The organism is Nocardioides mesophilus (assembly GCF_014395785.1).
GTDB classification, from domain to species: Bacteria; Actinomycetota; Actinomycetes; order Propionibacteriales; family Nocardioidaceae; genus Nocardioides_B; species Nocardioides_B mesophilus.
Window position 1 is genome coordinate 1303373 of record NZ_CP060713.1, and the last position, 26822, is coordinate 1330194.

Genomic DNA, 26822 nt, shown 5'->3' on the forward strand with positions numbered 1-26822 from the left:
TCACGTGCGCCCTTAGCGGCCCAGCGGGACTCGGCGGCGGAATGCGCCTACCCCGAAGCGGAGCCGCGCCACCGCCAGCAGCACCAAGCAAGACACAGGACCAGCACGATGAAGGCCATCGGCGCGGCGACTTCCAGCGCCGCGCTACCGGCCAACAGGAGGACGGCCCGCAGCCCACTCAGCAGCGCGACGACCGCGGAAACCGCTCGCACCCACGTGCTCTTCACTGCGACGGTCACCGCTCCACTGAAGACCGCGATGGCGACGAACAGTGCGACGTCGGTCAGATCAGAGGCAAGAGCCAGTGACCTGACCGTGCCGTCCCCGGCTGATCCCGCCACCTGCGAAAGCAGGAGCGGCGGTACGGCGGTCAGCACGGCCGTGCCGGCGACCGCAGCCCCACTGACGAGCACCCATGGGGCAGCGCCGACCCAGCCGCTGTGCTGCAGCCTGCGTACAAAGCCAAGAAAGGCAACAGCCGCGGCCAGCCCGATGACCTGCGCGGTCACGATGACCCCGCTGTGGTCCTGGTAGAAATCGCGAACGAAGGGGACCCCATCCTGCTCACCCGGCACCGACACCATGCCTGCGCTGACCAGGAGGAGGACAACGAAGGCGATCCCCCAGTACGCCGCGGACCGCCCCGACTTCGCCCGCGCCACATCACCCCGAGGTCGAGCCGGATGCCCCATGTCGACTCCCTCGTTCTCCGATGACATCAGGCAGGACTTCGTGACGCACTGACGCTCTCGGAAATCGCCACATGTCGAGCCGACAGCTCACGGTACATCCGGCGGTTAAGCGTTGTCGTGCCTCTACGAAGGCACATCGGCATCACCGCGCTTTCACTATCCGCGGCAAATGCGGACGTTCTAGGGGCGGCACATTGGAGCCGGTATGAAGCGGCCTTCATGAATGAACTTCGACATGAGCGGACGACGAGCCCCGCACATCCTCCTGAGCACCCGCGGCTTGAAGGGGAATGCTCGTGCTGGAGGTCCGTGACCCGGTACACCTCCGGGACGGCCTGAGTCACGTCAGGGTCGCGATGGCCTTACGGGTCGCGAAGGTCAGGCATAGCAAGGACATCGTGAGCCCGAAGATCAGCGTTGAGGTCAGCACGCTGGTGGCTCCCGCGATCGCGCCGAGCACCGGCAGAGAGAGCGGCATCAGGGTCATGTCCCCGAGGCTGGTGACCGAAGAGACGCGGCCGGTGTACTCCGGGTCGATCGCCTTGAGGAACGCGCCCGACAGCCAGACCGACGCCATGCCGGCCGTCACCCCGACCGTGAACATCCCCAGCAGCACGGCCGGCAGGGACGGCATGCCCACGATCGCGAGCCCTACGCCTTGCAGCACCAGGACCCTGAACCCGGTCCGCGCGGCGTGCAACGGCGGCCAGCGGATCGCGAGCAGGCTTCCGGCGATCGCGCCGACCGCCAGGGTGCCGTCGGCGAAGCCGAGCCAGTGCGCACCCCAGCCGGAACCGTCGACGCGGATCGCCAGCCCGAGTGCTACGACCGGGGTCACGAACACGTTCAGCGCGGTCAGCCCCGTGATGAAGATGCGCGCCGTCGGGCTGCGCCTCAGGTAGGCGACACCGTCGGAGAAGGATTCCCGCCAGCGGGCGTGTGCGGCGCGCGGCACGGCATACCGGGCCCGCACGACCAGGGCGAGCACCAGCGCGATGAACGCGAACGATGCGCCGTCGATCACCATCGCGGCCACCGGGCCGTACAAGGCAACGATGACGCCGCCCGCCGGCGCGCCCAGGAGGCGCATGGTGCGGCCGAGGACCTGCTGCCAGCCCATCACGGTGCCGAAGTCGTCGGGATGGACGAACTCCCGCAGCAGCGGCCCGCCAGACGGGACGGTCAGCCCCGCGACGACCCCGAAGGTCAGTGCGATGGCGAACAACGTCGCGGCGCCGTCGGACCCGGCGTGCCACGCGAGCGCTCCGAGCGCAAGCACGACAGCCCGGGCCACCTGGCCGAGGACCAGGATGCGCCGTGGGTCGAAGCGGTCTGCCAGCACGCCGCCAAGGAGGACGAGGATCGCCTGCGGGAACATCTCGGCCGCGAGCACGGCGCCCGCGAGCGTCGGCGACACCGTCTGTACGGCGGTCCACGCGAGCGCGACGGTCCACACCGCGTCGCCGAACGCCGAGATCGTGGTGCCCGCGAGCCAGGTCAGCACCATCGGGTCGCGACGCACCGGCGGCGGTGCGGCCCCCAGCAGGGCCGGCGCTGAGGTGGCGCTCACGGTCGCACCGCCCTGCTGGGGAACATCCGCAGGATGACCCGGACCATCCGGCTGTCGGGCGCCGGCTTCTCGGTCTTGACCTCCTCGGTCCACGCCTGGAGGACGGCGCCCAGGCGCTGGTGCAGGTCCTTGGTCTGCTCGGGGGTGGCCCGGACCAGGCTGTCGGTCGAGCCTGCCGCGCGCCGCCACTGCGGCGTCGCCTGGCCCACTTCCTTGAGCCACTGCTGAGCGGCGCGTGCCTGGTGCCGGAAGTTCTCGAGCTCCGCCTGGTCTGCGACCTTGCGGCCCAGGCTGTCGGGCGCGAAGTCCTCGGCGCTCCACGACAGTTGGCGCTCGGTCACCCGCCACCAACTCTCCCGGGAGTCGCGGGCCAGCTCGGGCGCCGGCTCGACGAACCCCTGCCGGTGCAGCGGCTTGAGGTGGTGGCTCACCGACCCAACCGCCAGCCCGGTGCGCGCGGCGAGCCCGCCCACCGTGGCCGGCCCCTCGACGTACAGCAACTCCACCAACCATCGCCGGGTCGGGTGGTGCAGAGCGACGAGGACGTCGATCAGGTCGGTACTGACGTCGTCGATGCGGTGCCGGAGCTCAGCCGTTTTGCGGGTCACACCTCTAGCCTGCGGCCGGCGAGCGCCCACCTACAAGGCCCCTTGTATAAGTCCTGAGCGCCGTATGCCTGACGAGATGGATGGGCCGCCGTGACTGCCGACAGGGCGCGCCTGGCGGGACCTCGGCCCCAAAGGGCGCTGCGCCATCCCCGGTCTCGGTTGCATGGCTGCTGAACGCGACGGCAGACGGGAGGAAGCGAGACGGCGGGCGCGTTCGGTCCGTTCGTCTTTCCGGAGGGACGGAGAGGGTCCGCGTCGAGTCGAGGCAGATCACTCTCGTCCCCGTCGATGCACCGCGGGCTGGGGAGGCCGCCGAAGAGAAGTGGCTCGGCACTCTCGAACTAGAGATCCAGTCCGGCGCGGCCCACTGGACACCCGTCGAGGCGATTCCCAGGCCCCTCACGTGCGCCACTCGTCGAACTACCCCTGGGCGGCTCCGACACGCCCTGTCATCGGCGACACCCGCGCGGACCGCGGCAGCTCCGGGCTTGGGCAGATGAACAGGCACGTTGGCCACGCCTGACCAGAGTTCACGCTCAGCAGCGCAGCTCAAGACGCCAACCTGCCTGTCCACATGCAGCAAGCGGCAACGTCCTCAATTCGGCGAATTCCGCATCCCGCCCTGGTCCAGGGCGTCGGCGATGCCGGAGGACAGGGGAATCTCGTCGGCGATCAACCACCCGTTCGTGCCAGGGTGGATCGAGTCTCGAAGACCGGGACGGGCGTAGGCGAGCACGGGCATGCCCAGTGCGTCGGACTCGATGACGGAGATGCTCCAGCCTTCGCCTTCCGAGCGTTGACCGCAAGCCATGCGGAGGCGGCAAGCTGGTCGCGCACTTCGTTGGAGCATCCCGGGTAGAAAGTGACGACGTCATCGAGTCCGAGCTGCGTGGCCAGAGCCCTGAGCCGCTCGAGCTCCGGCCCGTTGCCGACGACGTCGAGCGTCAGATCGGGGAGGGCCATGCGCACCTCGGCGACGGCCTCGATCGTGAGGCGGGTCCGCTTGGGGCCCCCTCCGGCTCTGACGGCGTGCTGGTGGGCGGGCAGGCGGCAGGGCCGGACCCCCCGGGCCGGAAGACAGACGATACGGGGCAAGGCGTGAAAAGCACAGATAGGACGAGCCGCGCCCAAATCGCCCCGGCGCCGCTGACTCGGTAGCATGGCGCCTGCTCCCGACGAGAGGCCACACCCAAGCTCATGACCACCACGCATGCGGACTACCGCCTGAGCCAGCTCGACGAGCTCGAGGCCGAGTCGATCCAGATCTTCCGCGAGGTCGCGGCCGAGTTCGAGAAGCCGGTCCTGATGTTCTCCGGCGGCAAGGACTCGATCGTGATGCTCCGCCTGGCCGAGAAGGCGTTCTTCCCCGCGAAGATCCCCTTCCCGATGCTCCAGGTGGACACCGGCTTCGACTTCCCCGAGGTGCTGGAGACCCGCGACCACTGGGTGAACCGGCTGGGCGTGCGCATGGTCGTCGCCTCCGTCGACGACGCCATCAAGAACGGCGTGGTCGTCGACGACGGCAAGACCAGCCGCAACCGGCTCCAGATCGGCACGTTGCTCAACGCCATCGAGGAGGAGGGCTTCACCGCCGCCTTCGGTGGCGGCCGCCGCGACGAGGAGAAGGCCCGCGCCAAGGAGCGCGTCTACTCCCACCGCGACGAGTTCGGCCAGTGGGACCCGAAGATGCAGCGCCCCGAGCTGTGGAGCCTCTACAACGGCCGCATCCACGGCGGCGAGCACATGCGGATCTTCCCGCTGAGCAACTGGACCGAGCTGGACATCTGGGACTACATCCACCGGGAGCAGATCGAGATCCCCTCGATCTACTTCTCCCACCAGCGCCGGGTGATCCTGCGCGACGGGATGCTGCTCTCCGAGTCCGACGCGGTCCAGCCCAAGGGCAACGAGACCGTCGAGGAACGCACGGTCCGCTTCCGCACCGTCGGCGACATGACGCTGACCGGCTGCGTCGAGAGCACCGCCAGCACCACCGCCGAGATCATCGAGGAGATCGCCGTCGCCCGGGTCACCGAGCGCGGCGCCACCCGTGGCGACGACCGCTTCTCCGAAGCAGCCATGGAAGACCGCAAGAAGGAAGGCTACTTCTGATGGACCTGCTTCGTTTCGCGACCGCCGGCTCGGTCGACGACGGCAAGTCGACGCTGATCGGCCGCCTGCTGCTGGACGCCAAGGCGATCTTCGAGGACCAGCTCGAGGCGGTGGAGTCGACCTCGCAGTCCAAGGGCTACGACTACACCGACCTGGCGCTGCTCACCGACGGGCTCCGCTCCGAGCGCGAGCAGGGCATCACCATCGACGTGGCCTACCGCTACTTCGCGACGCCTGAGCGCAAGTTCATCATCGCGGACACCCCCGGGCACGTGCAGTACACCCGCAACATGGTCACCGGCGCCTCCACCGCCGACCTCGGCCTGGTGCTCGTCGACGCCCGCCAGGGCCTGACCGAGCAGTCCCGCCGGCACGCGGTGATCCTGTCGCTGCTGCGGGTCCCCCACCTGGTGCTCGCGGTCAACAAGATGGACCTCGTCGACTACGACCAGAAGGTCTACGACGAGATCCACCGCGAGTTCACGTCGTTCGCGACGAAGCTGAACATCCCGGACCTGGAGATCATCCCGATCTCGGCGCTCAAGGGCGACAACGTGGTGACCCGCTCCGAGCACATGCCGTGGTACGACGGCCCGTCGCTCATGCACCACCTCGAGCACGTGCACGTGGCCTCCGACCGCGACCTGGTCGACACCCGCTTCCCGGTGCAGTACGTCGTCCGCCCGAAGTCCGACGAGTACCACGACTACCGCGGCTACGCCGGCCGCGTGGCCGGCGGCGTGCTGAAGCCCGGCGACGAGGTCGTCGTGCTGCCCAGCGGCCTGACCAGCAAGATCGCCGGCATCGACCTGTTCGACAAGGAGATCGACGAGGCGTTCCCGCCGATGTCGGTCACCGTCCGGCTCGAGGACGACGTCGACGTCAGCCGCGGCGACATGATCGCCCGCCCGGCGAACGCCCCGAAGCCCAGCCAGGACATCGACGCGATGATCTGCTGGATGACCAACGAGCCGCTCAAGCCGCGGCAGAAGCTCGCCATCAAGCACACGACCCGCAACGGTCGCGCGATGGTCAAGGACATCCAGTACCGCCTCGACGTGAACAGCCTGCACCGCGACCAGGAGACCAAGGAGCTCGGGCTCAACGAGATCGGCCGGGTGCAGCTGCGCACCACCGTCCCGCTGCTGTGCGACCCCTACTCCAAGAACCGGACCACCGGGTCGTTCATCCTGATCGACGAGGCCACCGGCGTCACCGTCGGCGCGGGCATGATCAACTCCGGATCCTAGAGGCAACGCGACTCCCTCGATAGGTGTTGCGGGGCCGAATTAGCGCGCCCGGATTCCCGGCGTTCGGCAGGCGGCACTAGGCGATCGGGCCATGAAACGCGACATCACTGGCATACTGGAAGCCTTAATGCCAATCGCGTGGTAGTCACTTGCCCGCGAAAAGTTGGGTCGAGCCGCTTGCGGTTGCATTCGCTCCGCCGCGCGAGCAAGGGAAATATCGCGTCTCGGGAAGACTCGTTACTGCAGGTTCAGTCTTCGGCCGAGGGCAGGTGGGCGTCACGGCTTTCACCGCAGGCCGGTGGCACCCGCCGGTGATTTATGAATCTAAGCTCGTCGGCTAGGTCGGCGCCCGGTGGGCGTACCAAGGCACGGCGCGGTAGAGGATGGGAGCCGCGGTCGCCCACCTTCTCATCGTCGTGAGGCTCGGCGCGAGCAATCCGTAGGGTTGCCCCTACGGATCGTACAAAACGTATTCTCGAGCCTCGGCTTCGGCGCTTGACGGCATTCACCAAAGCCATCGCAGGTAGCTCGCGGTCTGGCCCAGCCTTGCTCAATGCGGCCGGATCGCTCGCCATCCGAAGGCGAGCTTGTTCGGCTCGCCGGTGGTCGCGCCCTCAGCCACGTCTGGCTCGGCCAGGCTCCGGGCATCAGCGGTGTCCAGACGGCCCGAGTCCATGGCGCCATCAACTACGACGGCACGCTCGACGCGCGAGTCTTCGGATCCTCAGATCCGCCCTCCTCTGGCCCCACAGCGCGCCCCATGCGTGGAGCTAGTGACGGTCAGCTAGGAAGCAAGGATCCGCCGCGGCTGGCCCTAGCGATCACACCTCAATCGCAGAGGGGGAGCGCGCGATTTGCACTCCTACAAGCCGGTGTCTTCAGGGGATACTTGCATGAAAAATGAGGCCTCCGCTGGCCAAACGCTCCAATGAGTTCAGGACAGCCCACCCGACCGGACGACCGTCACCCATCTACGAACGCCAGACCTTAGCGTTGGAGCGAATCACCGACCTGCCTCAGCTGCACAACTAGTTCAATTTCCTCGCTGGCACTCCAACTATCACGGATCCCGGCGCGAATGATTTAGTGACCACTGCGTTCGCGCCCACGGCGCAACGTGCCCCGATAGTGACTCCGGCAGTGATGGTCGCCTTTGAACCCACCCAAACGCGCCGCTCCAGGACGATGGGGGCTGTCGTCCATTCATCCGATATCGATCCGGTCTCGGGCGAGTACACGTGCTCATGGTCGCGGATTGTGGACCATTCGGCGATCCTGCATTCGTCGCTGATCTCGACCGATTCGCGGGCGGCGACGATCACATAGCGCCCGATGAACGCACTGCCAATATCGAGGTTGGCCCCAGCGGAGGCGTCCAGTCGCGCGAATGGTTCGATGCGGGCGTCTCGAAGAGCGATGCGACCTCCCGACTGAACTCGTAAAGTCGCCCCACGCCCAACACGGGTTTTGCCCTCAACTTTGACCCCGTGGACAAAGGCGCCGTAAAACTGAGCTCTAGCCCTCTCGCTGAACCGCGTGAGTCGTGCCCCCAGCTTGCGAATCATCGGACCATCCTTTCGAATTCTTCGTACCCAGAGAGCGAAGCACCAGCACCAGTGCGAGAATCATGTACGCGCTGACCCAAGCCCTCGCCAAGTCCAACGCCTTCGGGACCGGGCCCCCCAATACGAACGTGGTGAAAAGAAATATCGCGATCGCCAGTCCGTAGCTTGCCGCGATCCAGCCATCCAAGCGGTGGGCGATCAAATATGCGGACGCGACTGCAACAAGGCCGATGAGCGGTAGCGCCCAGACGAACACAGCGAGCGTAGGGGCGGCCTGTCCAGCTTCGTATCCGAAGAGCAACTGCAATAGATCCTCACTGAATACCGACACGAGCAAGGAGACGGTCAATCCGAGAAAGAAAGCGACCGCGGCGATTCCCTTGAATTTTGCTAAGTCTCTTTCGCCCGCGAGCAACGGGATTAAGACGGCACCAGCCATCGCCGCGGGAGCGCTCAGTAAGAACCACAGCCTCGTCACCACTCCTACGGTCTCGAGTGTATGCACCGAAATGAGGCCAGCGATCGCAATAGGAAGACTAACAAATACATGCAACAGGATGCTTGCCAGCCCCAGCCGCGACATCGTCCTTAAACGCGGCCGAATGTCCCCTTGCGAAACTTGTGCTAGCACAAGCCGCGCGGGGGCTCGCGCAAAGAGCCACATCGAAACTGAGGCTGCCCAATAGCCGCAGACGTACGCCAACGCAAGCGCGTGACCCCTTACGCCCACCGCCAACAGGACAAGACCCGCCGCCGCCGTTGTGGCAGTCAAGACAATTCGGCATATGGCCAACGCAGCGAATCGCCGGCGCGAGTCCAGCAGGTAGGGGACCGCCAACGCCATACTCAAAGGAAGAGGCAAAAGCACCACTACATACTTGGCAGTTGGAAGCCCGTAGATAGCGTAGCCAATGAGGGCGATCAACGGTGCGAGAATCAAAACCGCCACTAACTGAACCCGGATGGTCACCGCCGCGACATTGTCCGGTAACTCTCCTTCCACGATTCGGCGGGTAGCGTCCTGGTTAAGACCACCGTCACTAACAATCGTTGCGAGGGCGATTAATGCGAGGGATAGTGACAGATATCCCAGAGTCTCCAGACCAGCTTCCCGAGCCAACATGGCCGTAAAGGCAAAGGTCAGCAGCCGGCCCACCGCTTCCGCGCCACCAATCGAAGCGATTCCCTTAAACGCTCGCGCGTACATCTGTCCCCAGTCCGCGATCGGAACCCAGTTCGATGGATGTACCTAGAGGGGAAGCGGGCCCACTGAACTTACTCGTGGCAATGGCCATGCCGACAAAAACCCATGTTTGAAGGAGCCACAAGGTGCTTGTCGACGCACCCACGACTAGATAGGCAGCCAGAAACACAGCCGCGTTCTTGGAACGCCACCGCCAATAGACGGCGAGAGCGATAGACGCCAGCAGCGCAACGCTGACCAATCCTCCGTCATAGAGGATCTGCAACGGCAGACTGCCTAGGTACCATGCCTGCCCGGAGCCTGGCAGGGACGGATCCAAGTGGCGCTGGCCGAAACTGTTTAAGCCCAATCCCGAAAACCATGCGGATTGATCACGCAGATCAATGAGGGCCCTCTCCCAGGTCGCCGCTCGGTAGCGTCCCGTCCCTTCACTGAAGTCGAGCAACTCTGCGAACTTGTCCAGATTCAGGGAGTTCAGCAGGGTGGCGGGTAACACCGACGCGGCAATGATGGCGCTTGGCACGAACCAAAAGACGACCGCGGACCTGTTCTTCCAAAACACGGCCAGAACCAGAAGCGCAGATCCCACAAAGGCTGCCCGCGTATGACTAATTAGGGCCGCGGTGGGGGCGCACACCAAAACAGCAAAGCCCAGCCCCGGACTGACTATATAGCTCAGCCGCCTCGACTGAGCGACGCAAGCCCACAACAAGATGGCTCCTGCGAAAATGTTAGCTTCGTAGAAACCGGCGAAAGCAGCATATCCGCCGTAAGCAGGGTCGACTTGAACAAGGAAACGAGCAATCCCGAGTGTTGCCAAGATCCAGCATACGACCCCAACGGCCGTTGAAACTACGGCAGCTCGGACTCCGAAAAGAGCCAACTTTGCCACGTCTACTTCGCTCCACAATAGAAACATGACCGCGACGAGGTCCAAGGCCAGCCATGCAATTATCACGAGGCTGTCTGCTGGGGATGGCGATGTTGTTAACGAGACAACCGACAACCATGCAAGCCAAAGCGCTAACAGGCCAACAAGTCCAACCTCGCGAGCGCCGCGTTCGCGAGACTTGAAGGCCAGCAGACCGACTAGTGCGACGAGGCACGCGAGCATCTCGAAACGTAAGTTGAGACCGCCAACCGGTATCGACATTCGGCTGAGAAACGTCGTAGCCACCAGCAACATCCCGCACCGATTGGGGTTCCCTAGGGCAATCGGCAACATCACTAGTGCCAGCGCGAGGGCGACGCCCAAGAACGGCGAAAATGCCACTAACATCCCGGTCATCGCCGCAAGGCCAACCGCGCCGATTCGAAATAGAACGTTAGGCACGTGTGGCCACTTCGTTCAGTAATGCGCCCCACTGAGACTCGAAAACGGACGGACTGAATCGCTGAGTTTCGTGGTGAGCGCGACGGGCAGCTCCCGCCCAGGTAGGCCGGTCGAGTAGGGCGACCAATCGGAGAGCGATCTGGTCTTCCTCGGTCCCCGCCTGGTCTCCCAGCGGCGACTGCCCAACAACCTCCGGCATCGCCCCTCTCCCCGTATGCACGACGGGCACTCCCGCCGAGCCTGCCTCAAGGAGTGGTAGGCAAAAGCCTTCATCCAGCGATGTAGACAGGACACAAAAAGCCTCGGAAATGAGCGTGTCGAGATCCTTCTGGGGAACGCCTGTCTTTATCCATGTCAACCACCCCCCATCAACCTCTGAGATCGCCTGAGTGATCGCCTCGACGTCATTTCCTGACTTTCCAACGATGGTGAGCCGAAGATGCCCGTCTGCGAGCCGCCTAGCTCGGTCAACCGATCTGATGGCCATCGGTATCCTCTTGTGTTTATCACACGAGGCAATGAGGACTATTTCGTTCGAACCGGGGGCACTTCGCGGCGCTGACGCGCGCGCCCTGAACGTGGGCCACGGGATCACTCTAACGTCCAAATGCGGCCATCTCCGGGTGATTTGGCGCTTAGAGTGCTCGCTCGGCGTGACGACGACTGTTGAGTTCTTAGCTGACAGAGAAAAGAGCATCTTGGCAAAGATTACGTAGCCGAAATCGAACAGGCGCCAGTGATCCAGAACCATGGTGTCGTGCATAACCGTGATTGAGGGAAGTCCTCGCACAACGCCAGTATTTGCTGGATTTACGACGATGTCGCAACCCGCATTCCGTGCGGTGCGATCAAGTCCCAAAGCCTCCCATCGCAGCATTGAAGCTAGGTTTCGCACGCGCGACCCGCTGGGCTGGCCGGGGTTAAGGGGGATCTTTTGGTGCTGCTGCAGCGCGTTTTCGATCGCCTGAAGGCCTACTCCGGATCCGCTCATTCCACGCCGAGCGATCATAGAGTTTATTCCTATTCGCATCACGTGACCGCCTTCAGGCAAGCGCGAACCGCGGCATCAAAATTGGCTTCACTAAACAGCCTCGCTTGACGGCGGCTCGCAACACTTCGCCGGTGCCTGTACTCGGCGTCTTCCAATCGCCGAACCTCTCTAGCTATCGCGCTTGCACTAGCCTTGGGCAAGGGCGCGTCGAGTGAAGCCGACTGCCAGGGTCTGGGGTCGGAGATAAGACCGCCCGAGTCACCTACTACCTCTTGCACGGAGCTATTGGCGAAGGCGACTACCGGTGTTCCCAGCGCCATGGCCTCAAGTGGGGGCAAACCCTGCCCTTCGTACGCTGAGGTGTAGACAAACGCCCGCGCGCCCGCGAGAAACGACCACAGGCTCTCATCATCAGGTGTTTCGGTAGGAACTGCATGAGGGGCGAGGGCCGGTAGACGGTCAAGGCCTCGACCTGTCACTCGCAGCGTTAGACCTATTGAGAGGACTTCTTCAGCAATGGGCTCTAACCAGTGCATTCGTTTACGGGGGTCAGGCGTCCGCAAGTCCACCATGGCTGCGACATAGTCTTCGCCTACCCCACGCCCAAGTGGCTCAGAAGAACTGATTGGTTTAGTGGTGACTGGCATGCCAGCTGTCACGAATTTAATAGCCTGCGAACGCCTGCCCACGAATTTTGAGAAACGTTCCTGAGTGTGCCGCGAGTTTGCAAACACGACTTCCGCTCGGCTTGCGTTCATATAATGAAGTCGCGACCTGATTCCGAATCTTTGATACTCGCGGAGATCGAGCGGAATCGTGTCCTGAACCGAACAAATCCAAGCGCGGTCCTTCTTCAAGGGCAGCAGACCCGGAGCGGTCACGTGTAATGGCGTTGCCTCACCACCGAGTTGCCTCAAGGTGCGGGTCGCACCCGGTCCTGATAAGGGTTCTGGCACCTCGATTACTCGAATGCCCACGCGTCCATAAGCAGACATCAGCGCCCTCGTATAGCGCCCGAGTCCCCGATCGGCGCCAGGTCGGCTCAGGGACGCGGTCTCCAGCAGGACAGACCCCATGGGTTCTGATATCACTTCCGCCCCCCAACTAACGCTATCTCCTGCAAGACCCGTTCTTGAAAGCCCGGTAGCGCAAATTTCGACTCATAGGTACGACGGCTAATTTCTCCGGCCCGTCGCATCATCTGGAGCGTCAGCCGATCAATCACGCGCGCCAGGTCAACTGCGCTTCCCCTTTCAAAGAACCAACCCTCCTCACCTTCGCGCATAACCTCATCCAAGCCCCCGCCAGCGCTGGCAATCACAGGAACGCCGCGCGAAAATGCTTCGATAGCAACTAATCCAAAGGGTTCAGGCGCGTCAGAGGGCACAATTAGCACGTCTGTATCGTCCAGTGCGGCGAGGAGAGACTCTACCTCGCCAACAATTTCAATCTGACTTTGTCGACGGTTGGCATCCACTGCTGCCGGCACATCGAATCCTTCACCTAAGGGCGGAGGGCCGCCAACTATGCGAAGGTAGCCTGACGTTTGGCAAAGCTCCCAGGCATTCAGGAGCGTGCCGTGTCCCTTCCACAAGTTCCAGCGACTCGCGACTAGAAAGCTTGGGGGCCCTTGGACATGGTCACGTTTCCTCAGCCCCATGTCGGGGACGCCGTTGAGTACAACCCTCGAACGGTTGCGAAGCGACCGAGGGAGGGACTCCTGGACCACTGAGGAGATGCAGATTATTCGCGACGTGAACAGCGCTAGGGCCGAAAGAATTAAGCGATCTGCTCCAGACCAACGTTCCTGCATATGCAGGATGAGCCGTGCGCCAGTGAGGGCCTTAACGAGGATTGCAGTCGGTAGCATGGCGCTAGTGGCCACATAAACTTTATCGGGCTTTGCGATGGACCTCACAAAGTTCAAGAACGCAAAACAGTCGAAAATCAGTTGCCATACTCCACGGAAGGAAACGTAACGCCGCCTAAGGACGGGCATTCGCTTATGACTTACCTCGACGTCGGAATCCGCGAGCAAATTCTGTGACAACCCGTGGCGCCCGGGGGTCACATCTGTCGGAAGGAGTAGCCGCACGTTTGCGCCGTCTCGAGAGAGGGCCGTTACGACGTATTGAACGATGCGATCGGCGCCATAATTCTCGTCTGACGAGTGCAACGCGAGGATTTCACTCATTCGAGGAGATTCTCTAGAGCGCGTTTATAATCACCGCAGATAGAGGGCCAGTCGAACTTCTCGCGTGCACGCAGAGCAGCTGCTTCCCCCAGGCACCTCGCCTCAGCCGGGGCGGCCAAGAGATCCCGCAGCGCGTCAGCGATGACGCCTGGATCGGAGTCCACAAAATGTCCAGTTTCCGCGAGCACTTCTCGATTGAAGACCGTGTCGCGGGCAAGGACAGGCGCACCACATCGCATGGCTTGAACGAGAGCTGGGTTGGTTCCCCCGACGGTGTGGCCATGAAAGTAGACGCCGCAGTTGCTCCACAGGTCGTGCAGGAGGTTGTCGTCCCTGACGTGACCGAGCCATCGCACGGAATCAAATTCACTGGTCAAAGCCGCCGCAGCTTGGTCGAGTTCGCCACCGTAACCGGAAGACCCCACAATCACGACAGGCACGTCGCGCGCGATCTTTCGGGATGCCTCAAAAAACTCGTCTACGGAGTTTTCGGGAACGAATCGGGCAACGAACAGCACGTAGCTGCCCTGTGGGAGCCCAAACGGCGCAGGACGCTTTGGTACCTCAAGCGAGCCATATGGAATGTACACGCCCGGTCGGCCATACCATTCTTGCCAGCGGTCCCCGATGGCCTCGGCGTCGACGACGATCTCGTCTGCAAACCGCGCAGTCAGGCGTCCGCCCACTCGAAACACGGCGCGAGCGGCCCGATTCCATTTCGCGCGTTCCCATTCCACCCCGTCTACATTTACAAGTGTCGGGATCCCCCTTGCCTTCAACAACGGCAACCAATAACCGTTCGCAACATTCATCACTAATGCCACGTCTGGTTTCAGGCGAACGGCGTCGATTGACGCTGTCATTCCGTAGGAGAGAGTGCTCGTAGCCTTCTTATCCCAACCCCTAGTGAATTTCACCTCGATGCGAGGGTCCGCCTTATGGTTGCCCTCACCGCTCTCGGGCCGTCCGTAAATCGTCACGTCCCAGTCTTTTTCGACGAGAAACTCACCAAGAAAACGAACGGCCGTTTCGAATCCGCCATAATAACTAGGGTATCCACGCGTCCCAATTATGGCAACATGCGCCATTTATTCTGTCACCCCCAATGCAGATAACTTCAGCGACTCGGATCAGTTGCCACGTCCATAATCGTCCGCTATGCGGACAATATCATCTTCACCCGTATAGGCGCCGCGCTGAACTTCGACGATGATCAATTCTTCCTCTGTCTCGTTGGCGAGTCGGTGCATGGCGCCTTGCGGAACGTCAAGGGATTGCCCTGGGCCAACAAGAGTCGTGACTCCGTCGACCGTGCATGTAGCAACCCCGTAGATCACAACCCAGTGTTCGGAGCGGTGATCATGAGTCTGATAAGACAGGCGGCAACCTGCACGCACGTGAATCCTCTTGACCTTGTAGCCGCGGTCAACATCGATGACGTGCCAGGACCCCCAGGGTCGCTCTTCCCAGTCGTGACTCATCGCTTCCTTCCCTGCGGTGTTTCCGAACCGCCTTCGGGCACCCGACTATGTCGTCGCTAAGCCTGTCACGTCGATCTCCCATTCCACTGATCGGGCTCCTCTGACCGCTCCCCATCGACTTACCAACATCCGACTGTGTGACGACTGCCTGCAATAAGCGCGACCTAGTCGCAGCCCGGGTGACGTTCAGCTTCTTCCATGTCGTCAGCCGCAGGCGCTGTGGCAGCTGGGGGAGATTCGAGAGCCCCCTCAGGTGTGTCATCTCTGCCAGAACCCGGTCGGCCGTGGTCCGCGGACAAGTCGGAGTCCGTAAATTCGCCTCGTCTGCCCGTGGCGGGAGGCTCTCGGCCTCACCAGCCCCGTCATGTGGACAGCAAGTCCCGGTGCTGTTGGAGCCGTCCCGGGCGACCTCGGCTGTGCAGTCGGGCTGACAGGCGCTGGTCCTCGCGCTGCGGTGACTGGGCAGCAAGGACCACTGGCCACCAGCAGATCGCTGCATTGGAAGGCACTGCAGCGTTAAAGTTCCGACATGACGAGTCCGCTGCGTGCACTGTGGTCCGCTCTTGCTGCTCTGGCCCTCGCGGGTCCTGTCGTCCTCGGAGCCGCCACCGCCTCGGCGGCGCCCCGGCAGGCCATCGAGTACGACGCGCTCGGTGACTCCTACGCCTCCGGGTACGGAGTGGGGCCGTACGAAGGCGGCGCGTGCGCGCGGTCGCAGTCGGCGTACTCCGTGCAGATCGACGGGCGCATGAAGATCAACCTTGACGACTTCGTCGCGTGCGCCGGCGCCACCACGACCACTCTCGTGTCACGGGGCCAGCTGAACGCACTCGACGCCGACACCGACCTGGTGACGCTCACCATCGGCGGCAACGACATCGGTTGGTCGAGCACCGTCGGCGCCTGCCTGCTGGGCTCCGACGCCCAGTGCGCCGGGGCGCGCGCGATCACGGCGAACGTCGTGCAGACAGTTCTCCCGGGCCTGCTCGACGCCGTCTACTCGCAGGTGGCGGCTGCCGCCCCCAACGCGCACGTGGTCGTCACCGGTTACCCGCCGCTCTTCTCCCCCGAGTACGGCGCCTACTACGGCGCCTCCCCGGCCGAGCAGCAGGCCCTCAACGAGGGAGCCGCCCTGCTCAACTCCGTCATCGCCCAGGTGGCCGCCGAGCACGGCTTCCAGTTCGTCGACGTCACCAAGCGGTTCGAGGACCACGGCGTGAACGCGCCCGAGCCCTGGATCTTCGGGCTGACCGACCCGGGCCGCTTCCACCCCAACGCCCTGGGCTACGAGGCCTACGCCGCCGCCGTCACCGCGGCGATCAAGCCCTCCCAGCTGAAGTAGCCACCGCCGAACCCCGCTGACGCCACCCACCGTCGCGGACCTTCGCCCCTGCCCCGGCACCGGCGCGGCCCGCACGGTGGGGGCATGAGCACAGTCGTCAAGACAGCACACGGCGAGGTGCGCGGCCTCGAGGTCGACGGGGTGCACGCATTCCTCGGGATGCCCTTCGCGGCACCGGTCGCCGGCGCGAACCGGCTCCGCCCGCCGCAGCCGGTCGAGAGCTGGGACGGCGTCCGCAACGCCGACCGGTTCGGCGCCTCCCCTCCGCAGGTGGCCCCGCCGGAGAGCGCCGGCACGGAGTGGGACACCACGTCGACCGGCGCGGACTGCCTCAGCCTGAACGTGTGGACCCCCGACCCGGGAGCAGCCCGGCTGCCGGTGATGGTGTGGATCCAGGGCGGCGCGTTCGAGATCAGCTCCACGGCGGCGTACGACGGCAGCCGGTTCGCCCGCGACGGGGTCGTCTGCGTGACGATCAACTGGCGGCTCGGGGCCGACGGCTTCCTCTACCTCGACGACGGCATCGCCAACCTCGGCCTGCTCGACCAGGTCGCGGCGCTGGAGTGGGTCCGCGACAACATCGGCGCCTTCGGCGGCGACCCTGGCAACGTCACCGTCTTCGGGGAGTCCGCCGGCGCGATGAGCATCGGCACGCTGCTCTCCATGCCGCGCGCCGAGGGGCTCTTCCGCCGGGCGATCCTGCAGAGCGGCGCCGCGCACCACGTGCTGCCGGCCGCGACCGCGGCGCTGGCCGGGCGCCGGCTCGCCGAGAAGCTGGGCGTTCCGGCGGACCGGGACGCGCTGGCCGCCGTGCCCGTCGAGCGACTGATCCAGGCGCAGGCCGAGCTCGCCGCGGAGATGGCCGCCGCCCCGGACCCGGAGCGGTGGGGCGAGGGACTCGTGCCCAGCATGATGCCGTGGCAGCCGACCGTGGACGGCGACGTGGTGCCCGCTCCCCCGATGGAGCGGATCGCGGCCGGTGCCGGCGCGCAGGTCGACGTGCTGGTCGGCAGCAACACCGAGGACTGGAAGATGTTCTTGGTGATCACCGGCGAGCTCTGGCAGATCGCCGACGAGATGCTCACCGGTCCCGTGCCGGTCCAAGGGCGTCGGAGCCTCGCCGCCTTCGGCCTCCCGGTCGAGGAGGCGCTCGCGGCGTACCGCTCGCACTATCCCGGCGCCATCCCCGGCGACCTGCTGGCCGCCGTGCAGACCGACTGGTGGATCCGGATCCCCGCCCTCCGGCTGGCCGAGACCCGCGCCGGCGCCAACGACGGGGCCGGCACCTACATGTACGAGTTCGCCTGGGCGGCTCCCGGCCTCGGCGCCGTGCACGCCCTCGACGTCCCCTTCGTCTTCGACACCCTCGGCAAGGACGCCCGGCTCTTCGGCGACCTCCTCGGCGACGCCGCACCGCAGCAGCTGGCCGACACCATGCACGCCGCCTGGATCGCCTTCGCCACCCACGGTGACCCCGGCTGGCCGCGCTACGACCTGGACCGCCGGGCCACCATGCGCTTCGACGTCGACTCCCGGGTGGTCGACGACCCGCGCGCCTGGGAGCGGGCGTTGTGGGAGGGGATCCGCTGAGCCGCGCCGGGGGGCCCTCCCATTCCTACTCGGCGACAGTCGCTGCGGCGCCCGGTCGGCCGCCGAGCTTGGTGATCAGCGAGCGGGCCAGGACGGTCAGGTAGTCGTCGTCCGGCGGCTGCACGGGCGGCAGCCCCACCGGCTGGAGCCCGGGCCGGCTGCCGCGCAGGTGCTGCCGCGCCCGCGGGGCGACGTACTCCCCGAGCGCGAACTCCTCCCTGCCGTGCGCGAGCACCGGATGGTTCTCCCACCCGTAGTTCCGCACCCGGTCGTGGCCGACCCGCCACACCGCGTCGGGGGCGCCGCGCTCCACGACCTGGCAGAGGTACGACGTCAGCCCGTCGAGCAGGTCGATCGAGTCGTCGGAGAGCAGCCGCTCCGGACCGCCGCCCCCGTGGCGGAGCCAGCTGGGGCCGGTGGCCTCCTGCTGCGGCTCGGCGCGCACGGTGAGCCGCTCCCGGGCCCACCGCCACAGCGGGGTCAGGCTCTCCGGCGAGCCGTCCAGCATCTGCCCCGGATCGGCGCCGTCACGGGCCAGCCGCTCCTCGAGGCGCAGCCGGGCCGGCGGCCGCTCGCGCCGGAACTCCTCCAGCGCGGCGGCCGCCTCCCGCTTGCTCATCTCGTGGTACGTCGTCATGGCAGGGCGCCACGGTAGCCACTCCCCTGTGTCCTCGGGGCCAGGACGCAGGAACCCCGGCACACCAGGGGCGCACCGGGGTCCTGGGTCTCGCGCTACGAGGTCGGCGACAGCTTGTAGATCACGTTGCCGCGGTCACCGCTGACGAACACGGTCCCGTCGCGCCGGACGGCGACGCCGGCCAGCGCCCAGGTCGGCGGCGCCGCCTTGGAGCCGACCAGCCCGGTGGCCAGGCCGCGGGCCACGGTCCGGACCGCCCCGGTGGTCAGGTTGACCCGGGTCAGCCGGCCCGCACCGGACTCGACCACCAGCAGGCGGCCGTGGGTGTCCAGCACCATCCCCTCGGGGTGCGCCAGCTTCGTCGCCACCGCGACCGGCGTCGCGAGCTTCACGCCGTTCTTGGCGATCTGCCACACCGTGCCGGTGGCCCAGTCGGAGACGTAGAGGGAGTCGCCGGCGGCGAGCAGCCCGGCCGGCACCGTGAGGCCGCTGGCCAGCGTCTCGCGCGCACCCTTGGCGGGCGCCCGCACCACCGTGCCGTCGCCGAGCTGCGCGACGACCAGGTCACCCTGGAAGCGCACGCCGCTCACCGGCACCTTGAAGTCCTTCCAGGTCGCGACCGCCTTGTTGGTCACGGGATTCCACAGCTGCACCGTGTTGGAGAACCACGAGGTGATGATCAGCGTGTGGTTGTTCCGGGCCAGGCTCCACGAGTCGCTGATGCCGCCGCCGGCCCGAGACTGCCGGTCGATGCCGATTAGTGCGCCGGTGGTGGGGTTGTACTCCGGCACGCTCCAGATGTCGGAGGCGAACAGCGACGTGCGGCCGGTCGACCCGCGCATCAGGGCGAGGCCGCCCGGCAGGATCAGCCCGCCGGGGGTCAGCGTGCTGACCTTCCGGGCCGTGCTGACGGTGTAGAGCGCGCCGGTGTCGGAGTTGGAGACGTAGAGCCGGTCGGTCCGGCTGAAGACCATGTTGTCCAGGATCCCGCCCCGGATGTTGGCGTAGCGGACGTGCGCGCCGGTGGAGCGGTTCACGCGGACGATCGTCCCGGTGTAGAGGCTGGCGTACAGCCGGCCGTGCGAGTCGAACTCGACCGACGTCGGCGGCCGCTTCGCGAACGCGCCGGTGACCGTCCTCATGGCGCCGGTGTCCGGGTTGATCTTCACGATCCTGCCCCGGAACGGTTGCGGCGCGAAGAGCTGGCCGCCGGGTGAGAAGTCGAAGCCGTTGAGCTGGTTCGGGAACGGCGCCTTGCCCGAGTCCGGGATCACCACCCGCGGCGGCTTCTGCAGCGCCGGGTCGAGCTCGTAGAGCCCGTCACCGAGGAACGCCCGCGCGACGAACAGCCGGCCGCTCGGGGAGAACGCGATCGGGTTCACGCCGGCTCCGACGAACTGCTTGGTGACCTTCCCGTCCGGGGTACGCCGGCCCACCTCTCCGGCGGGCAGGTCGGTCCAGTACACCGAGCCGTCCGGGCCCACCGCCACGTCGTCCGGGCTGTCCACCCCGGCCGCGTGACCCCAGCGCTTGACGACCTGACCGGTGGAGCGCTGCACGCCCACGATCTCGGCCCCCATGGCGCTGGCCACGAGGAGCCGTCCCTGCCGGTCGATCGCCAGCCCGTTGGCGCCGTGGATCGCGGCGCCCTTGACCAGCGTGCTGAGCCGGTAGCCGGCCGCACCCTGGGGGCCGGCCGCGTCCGCACGTGCCACGACGGCAGGTGCCGCCCCGGCCACGACCAGCGATGCCGTCGCCAGCAACGCTCCCAGTCGTCTTCTCATGATGGATCCCCTCTCGCCGGCGGTCGCCGGCACGACTCCACTGATCGGCGCCGAAGATCCCGAGAACACGGCACCTGTCTTGATTCAGCGCCGTGTCGCTCCCGGTCGATCAGGGGCGAAGGTCCGGGTGGACGCCCGACAGGGGCCGGTCGGCGTACGACCGGCCCCTGTCGGAGGCCCTGCTCGCCGGGGGTTTGCCCCGGCCGGTGGGGGTTCGTCTTGCGTCAGCCGACCATGCCGTGCGGGTCGATGACGTACTTTTTCGCGGCGCCCTTGTCGAACGCCTGGTAGCTCGCCGGAGCCTCGTCCAGGCTGATCGTGGTGGCGTTCACGGCCTTCGCGATCTGCGCCCGGTCGCTGAGGATCATGTTCATCAGCTGCCGGTTGTAGCGCTTCACCGGGCACTGGCCGGTGACGAACGAGTGCGACTTCGCCCAGCCCAGGCCCAGCTTCACGCCGATCTGGCCCTGCTGCGCGTGCTCGTCGATGCCGCCCGGGTCGCCGGTGACGTAGAGGCCCGGGATGCCCAGCGAGGCGCCGGCCCGGGCGATCGTCATGATGTCGTTGAGCACCGTGGCCGGTGCCTCCTCGGCCTCGGCACCGTGGCCGCGGGCCTCGAAGCCGACCGCATCGACGGCGGCGTCCACCTCGGGCTCGCCGAGGATCTGCTCGATCATGTCCACCAGGTCGTTGCCCGAGCTCAGGTCGACGGTCTCGCAGCCGAAGCTCTTGGCCTGCTTCAACCGCTCGGCGTTCATGTCGCCCACGATCACGGCCGAGGCGCCCAGCAGCTGCGCCGAGTAGGCGGCGGCCAGCCCGACGGGGCCGGCCCCGGCGACGTACACGGTGGAACCGGTCCGCACGCCCGCGGTGTAGGCGCCGTGGTAGCCGGTCGGGAAGATGTCGGAGAGCATCGTCAGGTCCAGGATCTTCTCCAGGGCCTGCTCGCGGTCCGGGAACTTCAGCAGGTTGAAGTCCGCGAACGGCACCATGACGTACTCCGCCTGGCCGCCGACCCAGCCGCCCATGTCGACGTAGCCGTAGGCCGCGCCGGCGCGGGCCGGGTTCACGTTCAGGCAGATGCCGGTCTTGCCCTCGTTGCACATCCGGCAACGACCACAGGCGATGTTGAACGGCACCGAGCAGATGTCGCCCTCCTTGACGAAGAGCACGTCGTCGCCGGCCTCGACGACCTCACCGGTGATCTCGTGGCCCAGCGTCTGCCCCACCGGGGCGGTGGTGCGACCGCGGACCATGTGCTGGTCGCTGCCGCAGATGTTGGTGGTCACCAGCTTGAGGATCACGGCGTGCGGGGCGGCCCTCTTCAGGCCCAGCCCCGTCACCACGTCGTCGGGCAGCTCCAGCTTGGGGTAGTCGAACGACTCGACGCTGACCTCGCCGGGGCCCTTGTAGACGACAACACGATTCCCTGCCATGTGCACGTTCCTCTCTGTGCGGGCGCGCCCGAGGGCGGTCCGGAGTGGTGGAAGACGGGACCGCCGGATGGCATAAACGCCAGGCGGACCGACCGATGGGAGGAGGAGTCCGCGGGCGCGGAACGCAGCGGGGCTCGTGCGCCCTCGAGTGCGTTCATGTCGCGTCCTTCCCCCGGATGGGACGCCCCGTGATCCGGACCGTTCATCCGACGGCGAACGTGTAAGCCAGGTCACAGGGACTGTATTCGGACACTATGTCGCCGGACGTGGTCTCACAAGGCCCGGTCCCATGTCGGCCTCGGGCGCCGGCGCTCAGGCGTCGTTCTTGGCGCGGGTCAGCAGGTCGTTGCACGTCGCCGGCCGGGAAGGCCATCGGGCGGCGGCGCACCTCGTGGCCGGTCACCGGCCGGCCGATGCCGCGCGCCGCAGCCGGACGCCGGGCCGCGGCGGCTACCCTCGGCGGTCGACCCCGCGTGGTCGCCCCCGCCCCCGTCGCACCCAGGAGCTGTACTCGTGACCTCACCTCGGCGACCGAGGCTCACGGAGCTCGACCCGGTGACCCGGCGGATGGAGGGCAGCGTCGGCTTCCGACGCGCGGCGCTGGTCTTCTGCGCGCTGGGCGTCGTCGCGGTGGTCGTGACCGGCGTGCTGGGGCTGCAGCGGATCATGCGGCCCACGCTGGACGCCCGCGACATCGAGGGACTGCTCGAGGACCAGTACGCCCGACAGGGACGCAACCCCGAGGAGGTCGGTCGGACCCTGGCCTGCCCGACCGACCGGCGCTACCACGACGGCGACCTGGTCTCGTGCTGGCTGGAGGCGGAGAGCCCGCGCGCGGAGCCGCCGTTCGAGGAGGTCAGGTTCTCGATCCATGTGGTCGACGACCGGTGGCGCTTCGACCTGGTGTCCGACTGAGCCGGCCCCTGGGTTGCTGGCGGCGCCGGCCGGCCGCGGGCGAGGCAGGCTCTCCGCGGGCCAGATCCCCGCGGAGGTTGGTAGTTTCGAGCGATGCAGTCGCTGCAGGACGCGGTGGACGAGGCCGCGGAGCGCACGGGATTCTCCGGTGTGGTCCGCGTGGACCGCGCGCGGCGTACGGAGCTCTGCACCGCCTACGGCCTCGCCGACCGTGCCCACGAGATCCCCAACACGGTCGAGACCCTGTTCGGGACCGCCAGCGGGGCGAAGACGCTGACCGCGCTGGCGGTGATGCGGCTGGTCGAGCGAGGAACGTTGTCGCTCGGCACCACCGCCCGCTCGCTGCTCGGCGAGGACCTGCCGCTGGTCGCCGACGACGTGACCGTCGAGCACCTGCTCGCGCACCGGTCCGGGATCGGTGACTACTTCGACGAGGACGCCGCCGCCGACATCCGCGACTACGTGATGCCGGTGCCGGTGCACCGGCTCGCGACCACCGAGGACTACCTCCCGGTCCTGGACGGTCACCCGACCGTGTTCCCCGCAGGCGAGGGCTTCGCCTACAACAACGCCGGCTACGTCCTGCTCGCGCTGATCGCCGAACGGGCGACCGGCGTGGCGTTCCCCGACCTGGTCCGCACCCTCGTCTGCGAGCCGGCGGGGATGAGCGACACCGCGTTCCTGCGCTCCGACGAGCTGCCGGGACGCGCCGCCCGGGGCTACCTGTCCTCGACGGGCCTGCGGACGAACGTGCTGCACCTCCCGGTGCGCGGCAGCGGCGACGGTGGGATCTACTCGACCGCGGCCGACCTCAGCGCCTTCTGGGACGCCCTGCTCGCCGGCCGGATCGTGTCGCCGGAGCGGCTCGCCGAGATGGTCCGGCCGCGCACCGACTGGCCGGAGGAGTCGCGCCGGTACGGCCTCGGGTTCCACCTGCACGCGACCGGCGACGCAGTCTGGCTCGAGGGGTACGACGCCGGCGTCTCGTTCCGGAGCCTGCACCGGCCGTCGACCTCGGTCACCTACACCGTGATCTCGAACTGGTCCGACGGCGCCTGGCCGATCGTCCGGCTGCTCGACGAGCGGTTCGGCGGTTGATCGCTTGCGCTCGCGGCTGGCGCGGCTTGCGGCCCGCGGCGCTAGCCGCGGGCGAGCTCGCGCGCGACCGCGGAGGCGAGGTCCGCGACCAGTCGCGTGTGCCACCTCTCGTGCGCGGCGAGGTCGACCACCAGGGCGTGGCAGTCCGGGCACGGCTGGGCGCCCGTGGTTGCGGCCTGTTCCATGCGACACCTCCAGGAGCGAGGGAGACCAGGGTCCTTCCACGGTGGCACGACCGCGACCCCGCGTCTACGGGCGGGCGGTGGACTGGTGGCTCGTGTGACAGCAGCCGATCCGTCTGACCGACGGCACGGCTCGTCGGTCTGCTCCGGCTGCCTGACCCCGGGGCCGCCGTACCCTCGTTGACACCTCCGGCTCCCAGCGCGACCCTGGTCATCTGACCGGTCCTCCCGAGGGGCTGCCATGGAGTGGTTGATCATCGCCCTGGCCGCCGGTGGCGGCGGCTTGGCGACCAGGTGGTGGGGGCGACGCCGCACCGGCCTGCGCGAGCGGTCAGAACAGGTCGCGGGCGTCCGGGCTCTGGCCGACGAGGACGTCACCGTGCTGGGTGAGCAGCTCGCGCGCCTCGACAGCCAGGTGGCGGGGCACGAGCTCGACGAGGAGACCCGCATCTACTACCAGACGGCTCTGGACGCCTACGAGTCCGCGCAACGCTCGGTGCCCCTGATCCGCTACCCCGACGACATCAGCAAGGTCACCGACACCCTGGGATCAGGGCGGTACGCCCTGGCGTGCGTGCAGGCCCGGGTCGCGGGCGAGCCGCTGCCGCAGAGCCGCGTGCCGTGCTTCTTCAACCCCCAGCACGGCCCCTCCGCCGGCACGGTGCTCTGGACCTCCCCCGGCCACGGCACCCGCACCGTTCCTGCCTGCGCGCAGGACGCCGCCCGGGTGGCGAACCACGAGGTTCCCGAGGTCCGCAAGGTGCGGATCGGCTCCCGGCAGGTGCCGTACTGGGAGGCCGGCGCCGCCTACGCGCCGTACGGCGAGGGCTACTTCGCCAGTGCCGGCCTGCTGATCTGGGCGTTCCAGGCGGAGACTCCCATCGGCGGGTTCGATGCCGGCGCTGGAGGTCATGGTCTCCTCGGCGACGGCCACGGGTTCCTCGGCGGCGGACACGGCGGTCATGACGGTGGTGGGCACGGCGGCCATGATGGGGGCGGCCACGGGTTCCTCGATGGCGGCGGCGGATTCGACGGCGGCGGAGGCGACGGAGGCTTCTGAACCGGGGCGTTAGCGCACCCGGCGTGCGCGAGGGGGTTGTGGCGCGGCGTGCGAGCGGCGAGGCGGTCGGGACGCGGCCGGCGTACAGCCTCCGATCAGGGGCGACGGCTGGCAAGCACGCAGAACTCGTTCCCCTCCGGATCGGCGAGGACGACCCAGCTCGCGTCCCTCTGGCCGACGTCCGCCGGCCGCGCACCCAGGCCCAGCAGGCGGCGTACCTCGTCGGCCTGGTCCCTGTCCGTCGGGTTCACGTCGAGGTGGAGCCGGTTCTTGACGGTCTTGGTCTCGGGCACGCGGGCGAACGTCAACGTCGGGGGCACCGGGCCGCGCTGAGCGTCGGGGATCGGCTGAGGGCCGATCGTGAAGAGCCCGTCGTCGGTGTCGAGCACCTCGTAGCCGAGGACCGCGCACCAGAACCGGGCGAGCCCTTCGGGATCGGCACAGTCGATCGCCAGCTCGGTGAACCTGCTCGTCATGTCGGACCTCCAAGTCCCGTGCGGCTGTGACGATCCCCGGCAAGGCGGCCAGGTCGTCGCGTGGGGGCCTCGTCCGCGATCACGGCCGGGGTCATGCCATGCCCGCCGAGTAGTGCCACACGCGGAGGAGGTCGGTGTCGGCGGCCGTGCCGGTCCAGACCCGCCCCGCGAGGTTGGCGACCAGCGTCCAGGGGTGAACCTCGCCCCCGTCGAGGCGTCGCACCACCGGCTGGCCCTCGTGCAGGTACCGCTGCGGCTCCAGCTCGTCGTGACCCGTCGCCCACACCGCCCCGGGCAGGGCGCTGAGGAGCTCGGTGGCGAACCAGGCGATCACCGCGTCGCACAGCCAGATCGTCTCGTCGTCCCACCAGCGTGGCGTCCAGGCCCGCGGGTCGCCGTACCAGACCGGCAGCTCGCCGGGTACGCCGCCGGCCGGGCGCCGCACGAAGCGGGGCCGCGCCCACGCCCACAGCAGCACCAGTCCGGCACCATCGCCCAGGGGCGGGACCACACCGTCGGCACCGCCCTCGCGGACCAGCCAAGCGACGCGGTCGTCCACGGTGCGCAGCCAGTCCTCCGCCCATGCTGCCAAGCTCACGACGTCGGTCCTCCTCATGCCGGCGGGTGGAACGTGAACAGGATGCCCTGCTCTGCCACGGTCCTCCCAGCGACTGTTGCTGCCTCTTCCCCGGGCTCTCCACGACTTGCGCTGCCTCTCGCCCATTCCCTTTCGCGCTTGAGGTACGCCGCCGGTGCGTCCGCTCGGATCGCGCCATGAGAGTGCGTCCGGTCGCAGCAGCTCCGGACGGGGGCTTGGTCAGATGGCCATGCTCTAATCCCCCCATGCACGAGGTAGTTGTCGCGGCGCTGGTTCGCGAAGGCCGAGTCCTCCTCGTCCACCGCAGTCCCAACCGCCCTGCGTACCCGGGTGTGTGGGACCTGCCCGGTGGACACATCGAGACCGGCGAGGCAGAACTGGCTGCGCTTGCAAGGGAGATACACGAGGAACTGGGCGTGCAAGTAGCAACAGGCTCTGCGGTGCATCTGTGTCGGCTGGACGGAGGGCGCGGAGAGGAATCCCTACGCGTCAGCGCCTGGCTTGTCAGCGAGTGGCAAGGAACGCCGACGAACGTCGCTCCCGATGAACATGACGAGATCCGTTGGTTCCGGTCTGAGGAGTTGCCTCCGCTCGCCCACGGGCTCTTGGGCACGGCGCTGGAGGACGCGATGCGGGGCGCCCGCAGTTGAACTTCACGCACGCTCATCGGCGTGACACAGCTTCACTCTCCGCGACTACAGATC

27 protein-coding genes are annotated in these 26822 nt (G+C 66.9%); 8 read left to right on the plus strand and 19 right to left on the minus strand.

The window, feature by feature from the left end:
• Positions 1 to 47: 47 nt before the first annotated feature.
• From H9L09_RS06215 to H9L09_RS22760, 5 genes are all read right to left on the minus strand, one after another.
• Positions 48 to 719 carry a hypothetical protein gene (locus H9L09_RS06215; RefSeq protein WP_187579818.1) on the minus strand — a complete coding sequence of 224 codons (672 nt, stop codon included), beginning with the start codon at positions 717 to 719 and terminating at the stop codon, positions 48 to 50.
• 313 nt (positions 720 to 1032) lie between these two features.
• Positions 1033 to 2199: an MFS transporter gene (locus H9L09_RS06220; RefSeq protein ID WP_246456464.1), complete on the minus strand. Its 1167-nt coding sequence runs from the start codon at positions 2197 to 2199 to the stop codon at positions 1033 to 1035.
• A 59-nt stretch (positions 2200 to 2258) separates the two neighbouring features.
• Positions 2259 to 2870, minus strand: a complete 612-nt coding sequence (locus H9L09_RS06225) for an ArsR/SmtB family transcription factor (protein WP_223164228.1) — start codon at positions 2868 to 2870, stop codon at positions 2259 to 2261.
• Between the two features lie 595 nt (positions 2871 to 3465).
• Complete coding sequence (locus H9L09_RS22415) at positions 3466 to 3612, minus strand: hypothetical protein (protein WP_187581056.1); 147 nt, start codon at positions 3610 to 3612, stop codon at positions 3466 to 3468.
• A complete protein-coding gene (locus H9L09_RS22760) occupies positions 3543 to 4082 on the minus strand; it encodes a glycosyltransferase (RefSeq protein WP_425491714.1) in 540 nt (179 codons plus the stop codon). Before H9L09_RS22760 ends, H9L09_RS22415 begins: the two co-directional genes overlap by 70 nt.
• On the opposite strand from H9L09_RS22760, the gene cysD reads away from it, so the two are divergent.
• Positions 4068 to 4982: a sulfate adenylyltransferase subunit CysD gene (gene cysD / locus H9L09_RS06240; RefSeq protein ID WP_187579821.1), complete on the plus strand. Its 915-nt coding sequence runs from the start codon at positions 4068 to 4070 to the stop codon at positions 4980 to 4982. The two genes, H9L09_RS22760 and cysD, sit on opposite strands and share 15 nt — an antisense overlap.
• Positions 4982 to 6232, plus strand: coding sequence for a sulfate adenylyltransferase subunit 1 (locus H9L09_RS06245; protein WP_187579822.1), 1251 nt, complete (start codon positions 4982 to 4984; stop codon positions 6230 to 6232). Before cysD ends, H9L09_RS06245 begins: the two co-directional genes overlap by 1 nt.
• 1028 nt (positions 6233 to 7260) lie before the next feature.
• Here the strand turns inward: H9L09_RS06245 and H9L09_RS06250 are convergent.
• The 8 genes from H9L09_RS06250 to H9L09_RS06285 form a co-directional block, all read right to left on the minus strand.
• Positions 7261 to 7797, minus strand: coding sequence for an acyltransferase (locus tag H9L09_RS06250; RefSeq protein ID WP_187579823.1), 537 nt, complete (start codon positions 7795 to 7797; stop codon positions 7261 to 7263).
• Entirely contained in the window at positions 7748 to 9004 is a 1257-nt protein-coding gene (locus tag H9L09_RS06255; protein WP_187579824.1) for an MATE family efflux transporter, read from the minus strand. The genes H9L09_RS06250 and H9L09_RS06255 overlap by 50 nt, the downstream gene beginning before the upstream one ends.
• Positions 8985 to 10187 carry a hypothetical protein gene (locus tag H9L09_RS06260; protein ID WP_187579825.1) on the minus strand — a complete coding sequence of 401 codons (1203 nt, stop codon included), beginning with the start codon at positions 10185 to 10187 and terminating at the stop codon, positions 8985 to 8987. The genes H9L09_RS06255 and H9L09_RS06260 overlap by 20 nt, the downstream gene beginning before the upstream one ends.
• 139 nt (positions 10188 to 10326) lie before the next feature.
• On the minus strand, positions 10327 to 11364 hold the full coding sequence (locus H9L09_RS22765) for a glycosyltransferase (RefSeq protein WP_425491724.1): 1038 nt from the start codon (positions 11362 to 11364) through the stop codon (positions 10327 to 10329).
• Positions 11364 to 12401 (minus strand): glycosyltransferase, encoded by a 1038-nt coding sequence (locus tag H9L09_RS22620; RefSeq protein WP_343065200.1) that lies wholly within the window; start codon positions 12399 to 12401, stop codon positions 11364 to 11366. The genes H9L09_RS22765 and H9L09_RS22620 overlap by 1 nt, the downstream gene beginning before the upstream one ends.
• A gap of 11 nt (positions 12402 to 12412) precedes the next feature.
• Entirely contained in the window at positions 12413 to 13519 is a 1107-nt protein-coding gene (locus H9L09_RS22625) for a glycosyltransferase family 4 protein (protein ID WP_187579828.1), read from the minus strand.
• Positions 13516 to 14607, minus strand: coding sequence for a glycosyltransferase (locus tag H9L09_RS06280; protein WP_187579829.1), 1092 nt, complete (start codon positions 14605 to 14607; stop codon positions 13516 to 13518). The genes H9L09_RS22625 and H9L09_RS06280 overlap by 4 nt, the downstream gene beginning before the upstream one ends.
• Positions 14608 to 14649: 42 nt before the next feature.
• On the minus strand, positions 14650 to 15000 hold the full coding sequence (locus H9L09_RS06285; protein WP_187579830.1) for a phosphomannose isomerase type II C-terminal cupin domain: 351 nt from the start codon (positions 14998 to 15000) through the stop codon (positions 14650 to 14652).
• 529 nt (positions 15001 to 15529) lie between these two features.
• On the opposite strand from H9L09_RS06285, the gene H9L09_RS06290 reads away from it, so the two are divergent.
• A complete protein-coding gene (locus H9L09_RS06290; RefSeq protein ID WP_187579831.1) occupies positions 15530 to 16342 on the plus strand; it encodes an SGNH/GDSL hydrolase family protein in 813 nt (270 codons plus the stop codon).
• Positions 16343 to 16426: 84 nt separating this feature from the next.
• On the plus strand, positions 16427 to 17932 hold the full coding sequence (locus tag H9L09_RS06295) for a carboxylesterase/lipase family protein (RefSeq protein ID WP_187579832.1): 1506 nt from the start codon (positions 16427 to 16429) through the stop codon (positions 17930 to 17932).
• Positions 17933 to 17957: 25 nt separating this feature from the next.
• Here H9L09_RS06295 and H9L09_RS06300 read toward each other — a convergent pair whose 3' ends face one another.
• From H9L09_RS06300 to fdhA, 3 genes are all read right to left on the minus strand, one after another.
• On the minus strand, positions 17958 to 18569 hold the full coding sequence (locus H9L09_RS06300; RefSeq protein WP_187579833.1) for a hypothetical protein: 612 nt from the start codon (positions 18567 to 18569) through the stop codon (positions 17958 to 17960).
• Between the two features lie 95 nt (positions 18570 to 18664).
• Positions 18665 to 20353 (minus strand): NHL repeat-containing protein, encoded by a 1689-nt coding sequence (locus H9L09_RS06305; RefSeq protein WP_187579834.1) that lies wholly within the window; start codon positions 20351 to 20353, stop codon positions 18665 to 18667.
• 224 nt (positions 20354 to 20577) lie between these two features.
• Positions 20578 to 21789, minus strand: a complete 1212-nt coding sequence (gene fdhA, locus H9L09_RS06310; RefSeq protein ID WP_187579835.1) for a formaldehyde dehydrogenase, glutathione-independent — start codon at positions 21787 to 21789, stop codon at positions 20578 to 20580.
• Positions 21790 to 22302: 513 nt separating this feature from the next.
• Between fdhA and H9L09_RS06315 the strand changes: the two genes are divergently transcribed.
• Both H9L09_RS06315 and H9L09_RS06320 read left to right on the plus strand, forming a co-directional pair.
• Positions 22303 to 22704, plus strand: coding sequence for a hypothetical protein (locus H9L09_RS06315; RefSeq protein ID WP_187579836.1), 402 nt, complete (start codon positions 22303 to 22305; stop codon positions 22702 to 22704).
• Positions 22705 to 22797: 93 nt separating this feature from the next.
• Positions 22798 to 23802, plus strand: a complete 1005-nt coding sequence (locus H9L09_RS06320; RefSeq protein WP_187579837.1) for a serine hydrolase domain-containing protein — start codon at positions 22798 to 22800, stop codon at positions 23800 to 23802.
• Between the two features lie 41 nt (positions 23803 to 23843).
• Here H9L09_RS06320 and H9L09_RS06325 read toward each other — a convergent pair whose 3' ends face one another.
• Positions 23844 to 23987 carry a hypothetical protein gene (locus H9L09_RS06325; protein ID WP_187579838.1) on the minus strand — a complete coding sequence of 48 codons (144 nt, stop codon included), beginning with the start codon at positions 23985 to 23987 and terminating at the stop codon, positions 23844 to 23846.
• A 238-nt stretch (positions 23988 to 24225) separates the two neighbouring features.
• Between H9L09_RS06325 and H9L09_RS06330 the strand changes: the two genes are divergently transcribed.
• The gene (locus H9L09_RS06330) at positions 24226 to 25044 is read left to right on the plus strand and encodes a hypothetical protein (protein ID WP_187579839.1); all 819 of its coding nucleotides are present in this window, start codon (positions 24226 to 24228) and stop codon (positions 25042 to 25044) included.
• Positions 25045 to 25139: 95 nt separating this feature from the next.
• On the opposite strand, the gene H9L09_RS06335 is transcribed toward H9L09_RS06330, so the two are convergent.
• Together H9L09_RS06335 and H9L09_RS06340 are read right to left on the minus strand one after the other, a co-directional pair.
• The gene (locus tag H9L09_RS06335; RefSeq protein ID WP_187579840.1) at positions 25140 to 25520 is read right to left on the minus strand and encodes a VOC family protein; all 381 of its coding nucleotides are present in this window, start codon (positions 25518 to 25520) and stop codon (positions 25140 to 25142) included.
• Between the two features lie 91 nt (positions 25521 to 25611).
• Entirely contained in the window at positions 25612 to 26118 is a 507-nt protein-coding gene (locus tag H9L09_RS06340) for a hypothetical protein (RefSeq protein ID WP_187579841.1), read from the minus strand.
• Positions 26119 to 26363: 245 nt separating this feature from the next.
• Here H9L09_RS06340 and H9L09_RS06345 point away from each other — a divergent pair, with 245 nt between their 5' ends.
• On the plus strand, positions 26364 to 26768 hold the full coding sequence (locus tag H9L09_RS06345; protein ID WP_187579842.1) for an NUDIX domain-containing protein: 405 nt from the start codon (positions 26364 to 26366) through the stop codon (positions 26766 to 26768).
• The last annotated feature ends 54 nt before the right edge of the window (positions 26769 to 26822 follow it).

What these genes read in the sequence shown, in the direction of transcription:
- H9L09_RS06215 (WP_187579818.1), bottom strand. Translation starts at nt 719, where the DNA reads ATGTCATCGGAGAACGAGGGAGTCGACATGGGGCATCCGGCTCGACCT.
- H9L09_RS06220 (WP_246456464.1), bottom strand. Translation starts at nt 2,199, where the DNA reads ATGGTGCTGACCTGGCTCGCGGGCACCACGATCTCGGCGTTCGGCGAC.
- H9L09_RS22415 (WP_187581056.1), bottom strand. Translation starts at nt 3,612, where the DNA reads ATGCCCGTGCTCGCCTACGCCCGTCCCGGTCTTCGAGACTCGATCCAC.
- cysD (WP_187579821.1), top strand. Translation starts at nt 4,068, where the DNA reads ATGACCACCACGCATGCGGACTACCGCCTGAGCCAGCTCGACGAGCTC.
- H9L09_RS22760 (WP_425491714.1), bottom strand. Translation starts at nt 4,082, where the DNA reads ATGCGTGGTGGTCATGAGCTTGGGTGTGGCCTCTCGTCGGGAGCAGGC.
- H9L09_RS06245 (WP_187579822.1), top strand. Translation starts at nt 4,982, where the DNA reads ATGGACCTGCTTCGTTTCGCGACCGCCGGCTCGGTCGACGACGGCAAG.
- H9L09_RS06250 (WP_187579823.1), bottom strand. Translation starts at nt 7,797, where the DNA reads ATGATTCGCAAGCTGGGGGCACGACTCACGCGGTTCAGCGAGAGGGCT.
- H9L09_RS06255 (WP_187579824.1), bottom strand. Translation starts at nt 9,004, where the DNA reads ATGTACGCGCGAGCGTTTAAGGGAATCGCTTCGATTGGTGGCGCGGAA.
- H9L09_RS06260 (WP_187579825.1), bottom strand. Translation starts at nt 10,187, where the DNA reads ATGTTGCTGGTGGCTACGACGTTTCTCAGCCGAATGTCGATACCGGTT.
- H9L09_RS22765 (WP_425491724.1), bottom strand. Translation starts at nt 11,364, where the DNA reads ATGCGAATAGGAATAAACTCTATGATCGCTCGGCGTGGAATGAGCGGA.
- H9L09_RS22620 (WP_343065200.1), bottom strand. Translation starts at nt 12,401, where the DNA reads ATGGGGTCTGTCCTGCTGGAGACCGCGTCCCTGAGCCGACCTGGCGCC.
- H9L09_RS22625 (WP_187579828.1), bottom strand. Translation starts at nt 13,519, where the DNA reads ATGAGTGAAATCCTCGCGTTGCACTCGTCAGACGAGAATTATGGCGCC.
- H9L09_RS06280 (WP_187579829.1), bottom strand. Translation starts at nt 14,607, where the DNA reads ATGGCGCATGTTGCCATAATTGGGACGCGTGGATACCCTAGTTATTAT.
- H9L09_RS06285 (WP_187579830.1), bottom strand. Translation starts at nt 15,000, where the DNA reads ATGAGTCACGACTGGGAAGAGCGACCCTGGGGGTCCTGGCACGTCATC.
- H9L09_RS06290 (WP_187579831.1), top strand. Translation starts at nt 15,530, where the DNA reads ATGACGAGTCCGCTGCGTGCACTGTGGTCCGCTCTTGCTGCTCTGGCC.
- H9L09_RS06295 (WP_187579832.1), top strand. Translation starts at nt 16,427, where the DNA reads ATGAGCACAGTCGTCAAGACAGCACACGGCGAGGTGCGCGGCCTCGAG.
- H9L09_RS06300 (WP_187579833.1), bottom strand. Translation starts at nt 18,569, where the DNA reads ATGACGACGTACCACGAGATGAGCAAGCGGGAGGCGGCCGCCGCGCTG.
- H9L09_RS06305 (WP_187579834.1), bottom strand. Translation starts at nt 20,353, where the DNA reads ATGAGAAGACGACTGGGAGCGTTGCTGGCGACGGCATCGCTGGTCGTG.
- fdhA (WP_187579835.1), bottom strand. Translation starts at nt 21,789, where the DNA reads ATGGCAGGGAATCGTGTTGTCGTCTACAAGGGCCCCGGCGAGGTCAGC.
- H9L09_RS06320 (WP_187579837.1), top strand. Translation starts at nt 22,798, where the DNA reads ATGCAGTCGCTGCAGGACGCGGTGGACGAGGCCGCGGAGCGCACGGGA.
- H9L09_RS06325 (WP_187579838.1), bottom strand. Translation starts at nt 23,987, where the DNA reads ATGGAACAGGCCGCAACCACGGGCGCCCAGCCGTGCCCGGACTGCCAC.
- H9L09_RS06330 (WP_187579839.1), top strand. Translation starts at nt 24,226, where the DNA reads ATGGAGTGGTTGATCATCGCCCTGGCCGCCGGTGGCGGCGGCTTGGCG.
- H9L09_RS06335 (WP_187579840.1), bottom strand. Translation starts at nt 25,520, where the DNA reads ATGACGAGCAGGTTCACCGAGCTGGCGATCGACTGTGCCGATCCCGAA.
- H9L09_RS06345 (WP_187579842.1), top strand. Translation starts at nt 26,364, where the DNA reads ATGCACGAGGTAGTTGTCGCGGCGCTGGTTCGCGAAGGCCGAGTCCTC.